Source organism: Streptomyces sp. TAA204 (assembly GCF_000424965.1).
This window is the reverse complement of the sequence record NZ_AUKW01000010.1, coordinates 17,813-31,843: the sequence shown is the minus strand read 5'-3', so window position 1 is coordinate 31,843 and position 14,031 is coordinate 17,813. Positions and strand designations below refer to the sequence as shown.

The 14,031-nt window shown below is 74.5% G+C and carries 7 protein-coding genes; 4 read left to right on the top strand and 3 right to left on the bottom strand.

The window, feature by feature from the left end:
• Nucleotides 1–29: 29 nt before the first annotated feature.
• Nucleotides 30–2,240 carry a glycoside hydrolase family 15 protein gene (locus H343_RS0116500; RefSeq protein ID WP_199778934.1) on the bottom strand — a complete coding sequence of 737 codons (2,211 nt, stop codon included), beginning with the start codon at nt 2,238–2,240 and terminating at the stop codon, nt 30–32.
• A 258-nt stretch (nt 2,241–2,498) separates the two neighbouring features.
• The gene (locus tag H343_RS0116495) at nt 2,499–4,049 is read right to left on the bottom strand and encodes a SpoIIE family protein phosphatase (RefSeq protein ID WP_028432059.1); all 1,551 of its coding nucleotides are present in this window, start codon (nt 4,047–4,049) and stop codon (nt 2,499–2,501) included.
• Between the two features lie 352 nt (nt 4,050–4,401).
• On the opposite strand from H343_RS0116495, the gene H343_RS0116490 reads away from it, so the two are divergent.
• The 4 genes from H343_RS0116490 to H343_RS31010 all read left to right on the top strand — a co-directional run bounded on the left by H343_RS0116490 (nt 4,402) and on the right by H343_RS31010 (nt 13,471).
• Nucleotides 4,402–5,862 (top strand): hypothetical protein, encoded by a 1,461-nt coding sequence (locus H343_RS0116490; protein WP_028432058.1) that lies wholly within the window; start codon nt 4,402–4,404, stop codon nt 5,860–5,862.
• 124 nt (nt 5,863–5,986) lie between these two features.
• On the top strand, nt 5,987–7,498 hold the full coding sequence (locus H343_RS0116485) for a hypothetical protein (protein ID WP_028432057.1): 1,512 nt from the start codon (nt 5,987–5,989) through the stop codon (nt 7,496–7,498).
• A 115-nt stretch (nt 7,499–7,613) separates the two neighbouring features.
• The gene (locus H343_RS0116480; RefSeq protein ID WP_028432056.1) at nt 7,614–8,534 is read left to right on the top strand and encodes a hypothetical protein; all 921 of its coding nucleotides are present in this window, start codon (nt 7,614–7,616) and stop codon (nt 8,532–8,534) included.
• Between the two features lie 128 nt (nt 8,535–8,662).
• Nucleotides 8,663–13,471 (top strand): hypothetical protein, encoded by a 4,809-nt coding sequence (locus tag H343_RS31010; protein ID WP_078505750.1) that lies wholly within the window; start codon nt 8,663–8,665, stop codon nt 13,469–13,471.
• Between the two features lie 35 nt (nt 13,472–13,506).
• On the opposite strand, the gene H343_RS31005 is transcribed toward H343_RS31010, so the two are convergent.
• Entirely contained in the window at nt 13,507–13,827 is a 321-nt protein-coding gene (locus tag H343_RS31005; protein ID WP_486586924.1) for a hypothetical protein, read from the bottom strand.
• Nucleotides 13,828–14,031: the final 204 nt, after the last annotated feature.

Genomic DNA, 14,031 nt, shown 5'->3' with positions numbered 1-14,031 from the left:
GGGGACCGCCGGGGAGCGGCCCTCCGCCGTTACGGGTGCAGGTACCGCTCGGCGACGACGGTCGGGAACTCCACGGGGGTGCCCGCCTCCACCGAGCGTGCCAGACGCAGGAACTGCGCGTGTGTCCAGGCCAGCGGCGTGGCCGAGGCCGTGCCGTCGCCGGGACGCACGCGCGGTACCGGCGGCCGCTCGTCCCAGACCTGCTCGGGCAGCATCAGGGTCTCGCCGGCCGTGGCCGCGATGTCCCGCAGCCGCCCGGCCGCCGAGTACGCGTCACCGCACAGGAGTTCGTACTCTCCCCGCTCGCCGCAGAAGATCGGCCACAGCCTGCCGTGGGTCGTCTCCACATCGGGACGGTCCACGGTCCAGGGCTCCCCGCTGGGCTGCTCGCCGTAGCCGTCCCCGTTGTAGCGGTACCAGTGGCGGCCCGAGGGCGTCCGCACCGACAGCTCCCGGTCCACCACGGAGACCGAGTTGCGCACGACCGGGTCGTCGGCGGACTTGACGCCGAGGCGTACGAGCTCCAGGAAGCCCGCGTCGACGACGGAGCGCTGGTCCACCGGCTCCGGGTCGTTGTTGCCGAGTTCGTACTCGGCGCCGGAGTCGGGTTCTCCGTTCTTGGTCAGCCGGAGGTAGTACGGCCGGGAGGAGTGCGGGCCCTTCCGGGTGACCGTCCAACGCTCCAGCGACTCCCGCCACTTGTCGGCGGCCCGCAGGTACGCGGCCGTCTCGGATCCCTGGCCTCCGCGCTGCATGAGGTCCGCGAGACAGACCAGTCCCGCTATGCACGAGGCGATCGTGGAGGGGGAGTAGCCGGACTGCTCCTCCCAGCGCTCCTGCTGGGTGAAGGGCGCCGCATACCCCTCGTCGCTCTCGTAGCCGAGGATGTACTCCGCCCCGCGCCGGAGCTGCTCCAGGGTCCGGGCGTCGTGCCGGTCCAGCAGCCAGGCCAGCAGCATCGGCGCCGCCGTCTCGTCCAGCTGGATGTTCGTCCAGACCGGTGTGCCGTCGACCTTGTAGTTCTGCGGCCAGTGCCCGTCGCGTCCCTGGGTGCGCAGGAGGCAGTCCATCGCGCGGTCCGCCCCCTCGTAGTCCCCGGCGGCGAGCAGCCCCGTGCCTATCTGGTAGAGGTCGCGGGGCCACACCAGGTGGTAGGGGCCGGTCTCGGGGACGATGTGCCGGTCGGTTCCGAACGCCCAGGGCATGGACGGCGAGGCGATGAACGCACCGGGGTTGTGCTTGTCCTCGCACGCGGCCAGCATCACCACGGACGAGGTCCACACCGACCTGTGGGCAGCGGTGCGCAGACTGCCCGGCGCCGACGGAAGCCCCGCGAGGTAGGTGCGCCACCCGTCCCCGTACGCGCTCAGCGCGGCAGGGAAGCCCGCCTTCAGCGAGCGCCGCGCGGTGGTGACGGCGTCTGCGGCCTTCTCGCCGAAACCCAGCACCACCGTCTGCCGCGTACGCGTGAGGCCGTCGAGGCGCAGCCTGCCCAGCTGGACCACGTTCCCCGGCCCCGCCGTGGCGTAGTGGTGCTCCAGCCGGCCGCCGTTCTCCGACAGTTGCGTCCATCCGTCGTTGACGCCGAGATAGCCGGCGGTCGACTCCGTGAAGCCGTCACCGGCCAGCAGCGCGCTCGCCGCGTGTCCGTCCTCGGCGACCAGCGCGCCCTCCCGCGGAAAGGCGCTGTCGTCGTTGCCCTCCCCGGAGAGCGAGGGGTCGTGCAGCACGAACACCTGCAGCGGGGCACCCGTACCCGAGCGGACCTCGACGTCGATGAGCACGCTCGCGCGCACCGGGTCCGTGACGTACCGGGTGACCGCGTGCCAGCCGGTTCCCCTGCTGGTCTGCCGGTAGGCGGGGACGCCCTCCTCGGGCAGCTCGACGGTGCTCTCCACGTCGCTGAGCCGCTCGGCGAAGGTCTTCCCGTCGGTGACGACCAGCTGGGTCTGGCGGCTCGCGGGAGTGCTCAGGTCCGGGTAGTACGTCTCGCTCATCCGGCCGCCCTGGAGCGTGAACCACACCGGGCTCCGCTTCGTACGGGAGGTACCGAAGCCCGTCTTGTCGGCGGGGAGGAAGCCCGCCTCGGCCCCCGGACCGCCCGGGGCCTCTCCGGCCGCCTCTCTCGCGCCGCCGGCGCCGGCCGCGCGGGCGGCGCCGGCCGCCGGGACGGGCGCGGCCACCGCCGACGCTCCGACCAGGGCTGCTCGCAGGAAGTTCCGACGGGAGTTGCCACGCACGCGTCCTCCAGTGGGGGAGAGGAGCGGAGCCGGCGAGCGGCCCGCACAGCTTGAGTTCAGGACGTGAAACCGCGCGGTCCGACGATCACGTCCGCAGTGACCAAGAGCCTCACGGCGGAAGGCTGTTGCGTCAAGAGAGCGGTTCCGGCTCCAGGAAACGAACACGCACGGGCGGGAACCGCCGTGCCGTGCCGTGCCGGTCAGCCGTACCGGCCCATTCGTGCGGCCGGGGAGTGCCGGGGCAGTGACCCGTGCCGGTCAGTCGCCCACGCGGGCGATCAGCACGCAGGCGTCGTCCTCACGTTCCCGCTCGCCGAACTCCTCCAGCACGGCGCGTACGCACTCCTGTGCCGTCCGGGCGAGCGCGAACCGGCCGGCGAGGCCGAGCAGCCGGTCCCCTCCGCCCGGCGGCTCGTCCCCGGAGGCGCTCAACCGGTCGCCGCGCGGGGCGAGTCCGTCGGTGTGCAGCACCAACAGGTCTCCGGGGCACAGCACTTCGGATCGCTGCCCGTACGTGGCCCCGGAGGTCGCACCCAGAAGCACCCCCTCCGGCGGACGCAGGGCCCGCCCGGCACCGGCGCGGAAGAGCAGCGGTGCGGGATGGCCCGCCTGCGACCAGGTCAGCGTGCGGTCGCGGGGCTGGTAGCGGCAGCACACCGCACTGCCCAGCGCGGGCTGGGCGGCCGAGTCCAGCAGCTGGTTGAGGTGGCCCATCAGCGCCCCCGGCTCCACTCCGGCCACGGCCATGCCGCGCACCGCGCCGAGCAGCATGGCCATTCCGGAGGTGGCGGCGACGCCGTGCCCCGTCAGGTCTCCCGCGGACAACAGGGTCGCCCCGTCGGGCAGCTCCAGCGCGTCGTACCAGTCACCGCCGATGAGCGCGCTGGTCGCGGACGGCAGATAGTGCGAGGCGATGTCGAGCACGCCCCCGGCGTGGCCGTCCGACTGCGGGAAGCGCTGGGAGCCCCGCCACGGCGGCAGGACGGACTCGTGCAGCTCCACGGCGACTCTGCGCTCGGTACGCGCGGCGTGCCGCTCGCGGCGCAACGACTCGCGGGTCTCGCGCACGGCGAGCTGGCTGCGGCGCAGTTCGCTCACGTCGCGCAGCACCGCCCACATCGCGGCGGTGCCGCCGCGGTCGTCGAGGACGGGCTCGCCCACCAGGTGGAGCGTGCGTACGGCGCCGTCGCCGCGGGTGATCCGGAACTCCAGGTCGATGGGCCTGCCGTCCACCAGGCAGTCGGTCACGGCGGCCGCGAGCAGCGGCTGGTCCCCGGGCAGCACCCAGGAAGGCAGCTCGTCCAGGGAGAGGGGGCCCTCCTCGCGCGAGCGGCCGAAGAGGGAGTAGAGCTCCCCGGACCAGGAGACCTCGTCGGTCAGCAGGTTCCACTCCGCGCTGCCCGCACGGGCGGCCGGCGCCCGTGGCAGGCCGTCGGGCACGTGCACCGCCACGTCCGGGACCACGTCCGGGTCCACGTCCAGGTCGACGTCCGGGGTCACGTCCGGGGCCACGGCTTCCTCCCGGCCGCCGGCGGCGCTCTCGGGGCCCGTCGGCTCCGCCGGGACTCCGGCGCGAAGCTGGCCGAGGTGCTCGCCGAGGTCGTCCAGATGGTGGGCCGCGAGATCGCACAGGGCACGCTGCCAGCGCGCGGAGGGGTCCTCCGAGCCCTCGGCGTCCTCACCCGCTCCGCGCGGACGCACGGCCTCGATCCCGCCGCGCAGCCGGCGCGCCTGAGTGATCAGCGCGTCCAGCGTGACGCGCCCGGGCGGCTGGGGGGCCTGCCGGTCCGCATCGAGGGGGGAGGGCATGGCTGTCTCCGATACGGGGTGTGAGTGCTCGGTTACGACTGTTGCACAGGCTGCGACGGACCGTAAGCGGTTTGGCGATACCCGCTCCGGTGGGTGACGGGCCGCGATGACGACGGCCGGTTGGGCGGCGGGCGGCAAGCAGGCACGCCCCCAGCAGGCCCCATGATCCCCTCCGTCCGCCCGCTCCCGCCCCGTGGGCGCCGAAGGGCGGAACTCCCGGTAGGCTCCGGCACCGGACCCCCGGATTCCCCTCATGTGCAGAACCCAGGACTAGAACCACCCACACCGGCAAGGATGCTGGTCAACGGAAATCCCGTTGCCAGTCGAACACCCCGCACCGGATGCTGACCTCATGTTCGTCGATCCCGTCGATTCCGACATAGCGCCCAGCGGTACGCTGCTCGGCCTCCTGCAGCGAGGCCGCGGCGACGGCACGCTGCACGCCCTGGCGGCGCCGCGTGCCGAAGCGCTCGCCGCGCTCCGCCGGTGCGTGCTCCACGACCCGCGTCGGGACTGGCAGATCGAGCACCGTTCGCTCTACTACGCCCGGCTCCACATGGAGCTCGACGCCCCGCTCGACGACATCGAGAAGCACCTCTTCCACCCTGAGGACGGACTCACGGCCGACGCCGCCTGCGAGGTACGGACGGGGCTCGCCCTGTCCGTACTGGGGCACCTCGCCTCATACGGGGACACCGCCGCACTCGGGCTGCTGCGCCGGTACGCCGCGGCGGGCGCCAACTGGCAGTGGGCGCTGGACGAGTTGGCCGTACGGGACGAGGACGCGGCACTGCGCGCACTCGGCCCCGCCGTCCTCGCCCGGTTCGCGCGCACCGCCGAGGGCGACGCGGAGCTGGCGGCGGCGGCGCGTGACGCCTTCGAGCCCCGGCCCTGGCGCCTGTGGGCGGAGGACGACACCCATCCCGAACAGGCCGGCAGGCTGGCGCGGGTGCGCGAAGCGGGCTGCTTCGACCGCTGGCAGCGGCAGCTGCACACACCGGGGCCCCGTCCGGGCTGGAGCGTCCGCGAGGTGCTCGACTGGGCGCAGGACGGCCACGACCAGCACCCGCGGGTCTCCCGCGAGTCCGCGGCGGCGCGCTGCCTGTCCGCCGTGGCCGGCCCCGAGGACCGTGAGGAGCTGCTGGCGGCCGCCCGCGGTCCGCGTGAGGCCGCCCGCGCCGCTGCCCTGCGCCACCTCGCCGAACGCGGCGACGCCGAGGCCCTCGGCCTCATCGAACTGGCCGCCGCCGACCCCGAGGAACTGGTCTCCCGCGCGGCCCTGTGCTCCTTCGCCCGCATGCGCAGTACGGCCGCCATCGTCCGCGCCAGGCAGTGGGCCGCCGCTCCCGAGGGCACGCTGCCCGCCGGACTGGCCGCCGTCGCCGCGGAGATGCTCGCCTGCTGCGGCGCACGGCGCGACGCCGACGCCGTCCTGCGCGCGCTGCGGCGCACCGTCCGTGAGGCGGGTCCCGACAGCGACGCGCTGTGGCCGCTGGTGGACGGCGTGGGGAGGCTCGGCGTCGCATGTGCCGCACCGGTGCTGCGGCACATCTACCGCGAGACGGGCTCCTCGCAGCTGCGTGGCCGCGCAGCCGCGGCGCTCGCCGCCACCGACCCCTCCTTCGCCGCGGGCTTCGCCGTGGAGTGCCTGTGGGACTGCGAGGAGTCCACGCGTCAACTGGCCGCCGAACACGCCACCACCGGGGACGACCGGGTCGTGGAGCGCCTGCGCAGGCTCGCCGTCGACCCCGCCGAGGAGGAGGGCGTGCAGAGCGCCGTACGCGGAAGGCTCAGCCCCGAGGCCGGGCGCTGACGCCTCCTCCGGCCGGCCCCGCCCGCCGCGGGGGGCTTGCGACGCCGGTGCGTGCGCCGGGGATGTAACGGCACATCAGGGGCTGTTCCGGGCGTTGTCACCGTGACCGCATAGTGTGTCCGTCGTGAGTGAGCACGCCCCGCCGATCATCCCGTCACCGGCCCCCGGCCCCGCCGCCGACGAAGGGCTGGCACGCCGGCTGCGCGCGCTCGCCTGCACGGCGCCGCTGCACGATCTGGACGTGCGCAAGGCCAACCTCGCCGGGGAGTACAGCACATACGCGATGGCCGAGGTCGCGCTCAGCGCGATCGACGTCGTCACCCTGCAGATGGACTTCGACACCGGAGCCGACCACGAGGACGTGGTGGCCCGGCTGTTGCCCCGCATTGCCGCCCAGGCCCCGGCCCGTCCGGCCGCCGAGCACGAGCGCGTCGCCCGCTGGGTGCTGGAGAACCTGCTCAACGTCGGCAGTGTGGACCGCGGATTCCGCGCCGTGTACGGCACGTTCGGTCCGGACGGCGCCTATGTGCGCCGCGACTACGACTTCAAGCTCATCGAGGAGGTCCCCGGCCCCGGCGGCAGTGTCTATCTGCGCACCACCGACGAGGCGGTCAACGTCCTGGTCGGTGCCCTGGACACCGACGTCACCAGCGCCCAGATCGCCGCCGAGGTCAAGCTGGAGGTCCTCATCAGCCGCGGCCGGCTCGCCGACGCCCAACTCGCCGCCGAGCAGGCCCGGTACCGCACCGTGCAGTACGCCGAGACGCTGCGCCGCACCCTGGAGGCGACCCGGCGGGACGTGCGGGCGGTCGACTGGCTGCGCACCGTCCCGGACATGATCACCGAGGCCCTCGGCCACGTCGCCGACCGCTACCGCCACGAGAACGCCATCCTCACCAACATCCGCCGCGCCCGCGACGAGGCGGCCTCCGAGCGCGGTCCGGACCACAAGCGCCGGGCCGCCGAACTCGTCGACATCGTCAAGGACTGCATCCGCCGCCACACCCAGCTCCAGTCCCGGCTGCTGGCGGCCGGCCCGCTCTTCCGCGCCGAGCAGGACCGGCAGGCCTTCGCCCCGCCCGCGGCCCGCGCCGGTCTCGATCTGTACGGGCAACTGCTCGCGCCGCTCCTGCCGTTGCCGCTGGAGCGGGCCGCCGGGGTGACGGACTCCTTCTTCGCCCACGGCACCGGGTTGCGCACCCCCGGCGCGGTCCGGGTGGCGGACCTGGTCGAGATGCTGCTCACGCCGCCCGCCCCGCGCGAGCACCTGGGCGCCGAGATGCCCGAGCCGGACCTGATCGCCACCCCCGACGACAGCCGGTTCAGCGAGGAGCAGCTGGAGTCGGCCATGGAGCTGCTGGACCTGCCCGCCGACGCGCCCCGCCGGCTGTCGGGCCTGCTGGCAGACGCCCGGCGGCGCGACCCCGCCCTTCCCTATCTCGTCTCGCTGCTGGCGGTGCACGCGGCCAGCCCGCCCGTGGGCACGGCCCACCGCCAGGGCGAGCGCAGACTGCTCTTCGCCGTCGACGACGGGGAGGAGCTCCAGGACCCCGAGTTCGGCGGAGCGGACCTGATCGTCGGCACCGCCCTCCTCGACGCCGCAGGCACCGGCCCGGACCGTACGGAGGTGGCATGAGGCCGCCGCCCCCGCAGCGCAGCGCGCTGTGCCGTGCCGCCCGCGGCACCGCGCCCCTCCTCCCGCCCCGCGCCCCGTTCTCCCCGTCCCTTCCGACCGCAGGAGCACCGCACCCGTGACCGAGCACCGCGACGAAGGCACCGACGACGGCTTCACCGCCGCCGCGACCGCCACGGTCCCCGCCGCGGGGGAGGGCGCACAGGCCGAGAAGCCCGTCACCCCCGCCGACACGGCGGACGCGGCACGCCTGGTCTCCTTCGGGCTGCACCCCAAACTGCTCCCGGCCCGCGACGCCGAGTACGCCGAACTGCTGCGGCGCTACCGCGACGAGCCCGTCTTCGCGCGCCTGGCCGACGCGGTCGCCACCGGCCTGGGACTGGTGGTCCTGGAGGTCTCCACGCGGGCGGGAATGGCGCTCGCGGCGGACGAGGAGTCCGTCTTCTCCGTCCGTATGGGCGACTACGCCCGGCGGGCCACCGCGGACTCCGCCGACCGCTTCCTGCACGGACTGGCTCATCTCGCAGTGGCCGCCATGGCCTTCCCGCGTCCCGAGGACCTCGCCGACGACGGCTACATCGGCCGCATCACGGTCAACGGGGTCGACGCCTTCCTCCGGCAGGCCTGCCGGAGGCTGGCCGAACGGGCCGAGGAGGCGGGTGAGAACCCCGACCCGGCCGCCGAGACCCCCGGCCTGGAGGCCGCCTGGCGGGTCTACGCACGGCGCAGCGCCACCGGAGCCACCAAGGACGCCCGCAGACTGGCCGGTTCGACGACCGGCATCATCGGCAAGGCCGTCACCTTCCTCGTCGACTCCGGCTTCCTCCAGCGCACCGGCGACGACGCGGGAGGCACCTACCGCACCACCGCCCGCTACCAGCTCCAGGTCCGTGACATGGCCGGGAGCGCCGCCATGTCCGAACTGCTGGAGCTGGGAGTCGTGCCCGTCAGCGACGGGACCGCCACGCTGGTGCCGTCCCCCGACCAGGAGGAGGGTCCGCAGGCGGCGGGCGAGAACGCGCTGCCCTTCCACTCCTGACCCCCGGAACCGCCACCGGGCGGCCGTCCGCCGGCCAACGCCGTAGGACGCGCCCGACCGATACCGATACCGACGCCCCCGGCCGACGCCCTGACGACGACCCACCAGACGACGAGAGCCCCGCCGCCATGTACGAGCTGTCCCGGATCCGCCTCTACTCCATCGGGCCCGCGGGTGCGCGCTACGCCGACACCGTGCTGGACCTGCGCGGAGTCGGCGGCCCGGTGCCCAGCCCCGCCCCCGCGCAGGCCGACTTCTTCGAGGACGAGCCCAGCGGCCCGCCGCGCCGTCCCGCCCCCGCCGGTGTGCTGTTCCTGGAGAACGGCGGCGGCAAGTCCGTGCTGCTCAAACTGATCTTCTCCGTGATGCTGCCCGGTCACCGCAACACCCTCGGCGGGGCGAGTTCGGGAGTGCTGCGCAAGTTCCTGCTCGCCGACGACTGCGGCCACGTGGCCCTGGAGTGGCAGCACACCCGCACCGGCGAGTCGGTCGTCGTGGGCAAGGTCAGCGAATGGCGGGGACGCCAGGTCTCCAACGACCCGAGGAAGTTCGCCGAGGCGTGGTACGCGTTCCGGCCGGGCCCCGGCATGAACCTGGACTCGCTGCCCGTGGCCGAGTCCGCGGCCCTGCGCCCGGCGACCGAGGGCGCCTCGGCAGCGCGCGGGCGCCGCCGCACCATGAAGGGCTTCCGCGACGTACTGACCGAGACGGGCAAGGCGTACCCGAATCTCGACGTCGCCTGGGAGGAGGTGCACGAGCGCTGGACGGAACGCCTCACCGGTCTCGGCCTGGACCCCGAACTCTTCCGCTACCAGCGGGAGATGAACGCGGACGAGGGCGAGGCCGCCGGCCTCTTCGCCGTCAAGAACGACTCCGACTTCACCGATCTGCTGCTGCGTGCCGTCACCGACACCCGCGACACCGACGGCCTCGCCGACCTGGTGCACGGCTTCGCCCACAAGCTCGGACGCCGTGACGAGCTCACCGCTGAACGCGACTTCACCGCCGGCTCACTCGAACTGCTCAGCCGCATCGCGGAGTCGGCGCAGCAGCGGGACCGCGCCCGCGAGATCCATGCGGGAGCCGAACACCGCACCCGCACCCTCGCGTCCCGTCTCGCCGCCCGCGGCGCCGCTGAACGCGCCCGCGGCGCCGAGCTGGCCGAGCAGGTCGCCGAGGCCGACCGCGCCGTCGCCGGCGCGGACAGCGAACGCGCCCGCTCCGGTCTTGTCGCCGCCGAACTCGCCTACCGCCACGCCTCCTTGGCCCTGGCCGGAGCGGAGAAGTCGGCCACGGCGCAGCGCCGTGAGCTGACCGACGCCCGTACGCTGTACTCCGCCTGGCAGGCCGCCGAGACCGTCCTGCAGCACCGCACCGCAGCCGACCGGGCCGCCCGCGTCTCCGCCGCCATCCGCGAGGCCGAACGTGACGCGGCTCCCGCTCTCGCCGCCCGCGCCAAGGCCGCCGCCGACCTCGTACGGGCGCTGCACGCCGCCGCCGAGGACGGGGAGCGCACCGCCGCTACGGAGGAGGAACGCTCCGCGGCTTTGCAGACCGAGAGCGAGACGGCCCACCACGACGCCACGACCGCCGCCACCGAGGCCCAGCGGGCCCGCAGCGAGGCCGATCACCTGCGCCAGCGCCTCGCGGAGGTCGAGCAGGAGACGGACGAAGCCGTGCGTGCGGGCTGGATCGAGGCCGCGGAGGACGGCGGTGAGGCAGACCCCGCCCGTGCCGCGCTCGCCGCGAGCGACGCGGAGAAGCGTGCCGTGGCCGCCTGGGAGCAGGCCCGCGAGACCGCCGGCCGTACCGCGGACCACGCCGCGGAGGCAGCCGCCGGGTTCTCCCGTGCCGAACTGGCCGCCGCCAGAGCCTCGGACGCCTGCGAGGCGGCCGAGGCGGCCCACGCCGCCGAACGCCACACGGCCGAGACGCTGGGCACCGAGGAGCGTCTGGCGGAACTCCTCGGCATGCCCCACTCGGCCCCCGCCCCGAATGAACTCTCCGTGCCGGCCCCGCGCTCCCACCACAGTTCCGGTGCCACCGCCGCGGAGCCGGAGCGCAACGGCGCGGAGCCGGAGGCGGACTCGGGCCGGGACGCGGCAACCGGTACGGAGACCGGCGTGTCCGCCGAAGGCCCGCTGACCGCCGAGGAACTGGACCGCAACGGCGACGCGCTGGCCGGACTGCTCGACGAGGCGGTCGCCGCCGGGGAGCGGCAGCTCTTCGAACTGCGTACGGCAGCTGCTGAGGACTCCCGGATGCTCGGCGCGCTGGGGGACGGCGGGCTGCTGCCGCCCGGGCCCGACGTCACCGCCACCGTCGACTTCCTCGGTGAGCACGGTGTCCCCGCTCTGCCCGGCTGGCGCTACCTCGCCCAGGCCGTCGACCCGGCCGACCACGCCGATGTGCTCAGCGCCCGCCCGGAGCTGGTCGACGGAGTCGTCATCACCGACCCCGCGAGCCACGACCGCGCCCGCGAGGTGCTCGCGGGCGCGGCGCTGCTGCCCCGCTCGGCCGTGGCCGTCGGTACGGCCGCCGCGCTGCTCGCCCCCACGCCGTCGCCGGACGGCCGGCAGCGGAGGGCGGACGTCTTCCTGGTCCCGCCCAACCCCGCCATGCACGACGAGTCGGCCGCCGACGACGAACGTACGCAGCTGCGCCACAGGGCACACGCCCGGGACGAGGAGATCCGCGGCCACGCCGCACGCCTGAGCGCCGACAGGAGACTGGCGGCACGCCTCGCCTCCTGGCGCACGGGATGCCCGGCCGGCCGCCTCGCGGAGCTGGCCTCCGCCGCTGAGGCGGCCCGCGACGCCGCCGACGAGGCCCGCCGGCACCTCGAACACGCCCGCACCGCCCAGGAGGAGGCACAGGAGGCCGCCGCCGACGCCGCCCGCGTACGGGACGAGCGGCAGGAGCAGGCGCAGCGGGCACGCCGCAGTGCCGACGCTCTGGCCGGGCTCGCCTTCCGCCTGCGGGAGCGCACCGGGTGGCTCGCCCGGCTGCGCTCGCTGGCCGGTGAGGCGGAGGAGTCCGAGGAGCGGGCCGCCGCCTGCCTCACCCGTGCGCGGGCCGCCGACGAGGACCGGCGTGCCGTCCAGCGCGCGGCGGACGACGCCCGCCGCACCGCGCGGACTCTGCGTGCCGAACGGGCCCAGATCGCGGGCGTCCCCGACGACATCGACGAGAGCCTGGCGCCCCCCGACAGTTCGCTGCCCGCGCTGCGGGAGGCCTACCGCAGCGCCTCCCAGCTCTACGAGAAGGTCGGAGTGGGAGCGGACCTGCGCGCCGAGCAGGCCCGCGCCGAGAGCGACGAGTCCGCGGCGCTCGCCGCTCTGGACCGCCTGACCAACAAGGTCCGCACCCGCGCCGCGCAGCTGCTGGAGGGATCGGACGGCGCGGACGGCCCGGCACGCCAAGCCGCCGCCGCCCGCGCCGAATCCCTCGTGCAGAAGCTGGAGTCGCGCGCGGCAGCCGCGAGTGAGCAGCTCGGCAGGCTGCGGGGCGAGGCGGAACGCCTGGCACCGGCCGACGGCGACTGCCACACCCGGCTCCCCGAAGAGCTGGAGCCCTCCGGCGCCGAGGACGCACAGAGCCTGCTGCGCAGGGCCAACTCCGAACTCGCCGCCCACAGCGACGCGCTGGAGACGGCACGTGCAGCCCACGCCGAACTGGTGCGCTCCCACCGCGGCACCCAGGACGCGGCCGACGGATTCGACGAGACCGCCTCGATGCTGCGCGACCTGCTGCGCGATCCGCAGCCCGGCGCCGGGCAGGACGGCGACGACGCGTCGGAGGCGTATCCCAAGAGCCCCGCCGAGGCCCGCCGGGCGGCGGCCGAGGCGCGCCGCTCGCTTCGCGGCTGTGCCACCGACCTGTCCGCCGCCGAGCAGGCGGTGCGGGATGCCTGCGATGTTCTGGTGCGGCACGCCAATTCCACCCGCTACGAGCAGGTCCGCACCCCCGCACGGCAGCAGATCCGTGAACTGCCCGCCGCCTCGCTGCCCGAGCACGCGGCCGCCTGGGCAGCGGCGTTCGCTCCCCGGCTGCGCGTGCTGACCGACGAACTGGAGCAGCTGGAGCGCAACCGCGACAGCATCGTCGACCGGCTGCGCGGCCTGGTGGAGTCCTCCCTGGCGACGCTGCGCTCGGCCCAGCGGCTGTCCCGGCTGCCCGAGGGGCTGGGGGAGTGGTCGGGCCAGGAGTTCCTGCGCATCCGCTTCGAGGACCCCGACCAGGCCACCCTGGCGGAGCGCCTGGGGGAGGTCATCGACGAGGCCACCCGCGCCGCCGTGCGCAAGAACTCCGACCTCCGCCGGGACGGGATGTCGCTGCTGCTGAGGGGGGTCCACGCGGCGCTGCAGCCGCGCGGCGTGTCCGTGGAGATCCTCAAGCCGGACGCCGTGCTGCGGGCGGAGCGTGTCCCCGTCGGCCAGATGGGAGATGTCTTCTCCGGCGGGCAGCTGCTGACCGCCGCCATCGCGCTGTACTGCACCATGGCGGCGCTGCGCAGCAACGACCGCGGTCACGACAGGCACCGGCACGCGGGCACCCTCTTCCTCGACAACCCCATCGGCCGCGCGAACGCCACCTATCTGCTGGAGCTGCAGCGTGCGGTCGCCGACGCCCTCGGCGTGCAACTGCTCTACACCACAGGGCTGTTCGACACGACGGCGCTCGCCGAGTTCCCGCTCGTCATCCGGCTGCGCAACGACGCGGACCTGCGGGCGGGGCTGAAGTACATCAGCGTCGAGGAGCATCTGCGCCCGGGGCTGCCGCAGCAGGACCCCGAGGGGGAGACGGTGCACGGTGAGATCACCGCGACGCGCATGTACCGCCGCCCGGAGCAGGACGGAGCGGGGCAGGACGGAGCGGCACAGGACGGCCCGGAGCCCCGTGTGCCCGCGCAGGCGGACCCGCGTGCGGAGTCGTGACGGGCGGGCCTGTCACGCCGGGCCCGCCCGTCCCGTCAGCTCCGCCCGTCCCGCGCGCTGTGCTTCTCCCGCCCGGGCCGTACGGCATGGGGCCGGCCCCGGGCCGCGCTGCTGGGTTCGGAGAGCACGCCGTGCCGCTGTCTCCACACCTGCCGCGTGACCCACACGTCCAGCACGGCCCACGTCGCCACGACGGTGCTGGCCACCGTGGCGATCACCATCGGGAAGGCGAGCCACACCGCGGCGAGCGAGCACAGCACCGCGATCATCAACTGCACGAGTGTGACCGCGACGATGACGAGCGCCCGCACCGCGGCCGTACGCACCGGGTCCGGCAACCTGGGTTTTGTGTACATGACCCCTTCACTCCCCCCTCACCACTCCCCACCCGGTCACACGTTTCCATGGTGGCCGCCCGCGCCACAATTCTCTGACCGGACCGGGTCATCGCCGGACATCCGGGACAAGGCACCCTGGAGTGCCGGTTTTCCCACTCGGACACCTCTACGACTCGACAACGCGTCAGTAGTAGGCTCACGCCGTTTGCTGTCGGAACTCGC

Excerpts from the sequence above, each read along its gene's own strand:
- H343_RS0116495 (WP_028432059.1), bottom strand. The coding sequence starts at position 4,049 with ATGCCCTCCCCCCTCGATGCGGACCGGCAGGCCCCCCAGCCGCCCGGG.
- H343_RS0116490 (WP_028432058.1), top strand. The coding sequence starts at position 4,402 with ATGTTCGTCGATCCCGTCGATTCCGACATAGCGCCCAGCGGTACGCTG.
- H343_RS31010 (WP_078505750.1), top strand. The coding sequence starts at position 8,663 with ATGTACGAGCTGTCCCGGATCCGCCTCTACTCCATCGGGCCCGCGGGT.
- H343_RS31005 (WP_486586924.1), bottom strand. The coding sequence starts at position 13,827 with ATGTACACAAAACCCAGGTTGCCGGACCCGGTGCGTACGGCCGCGGTG.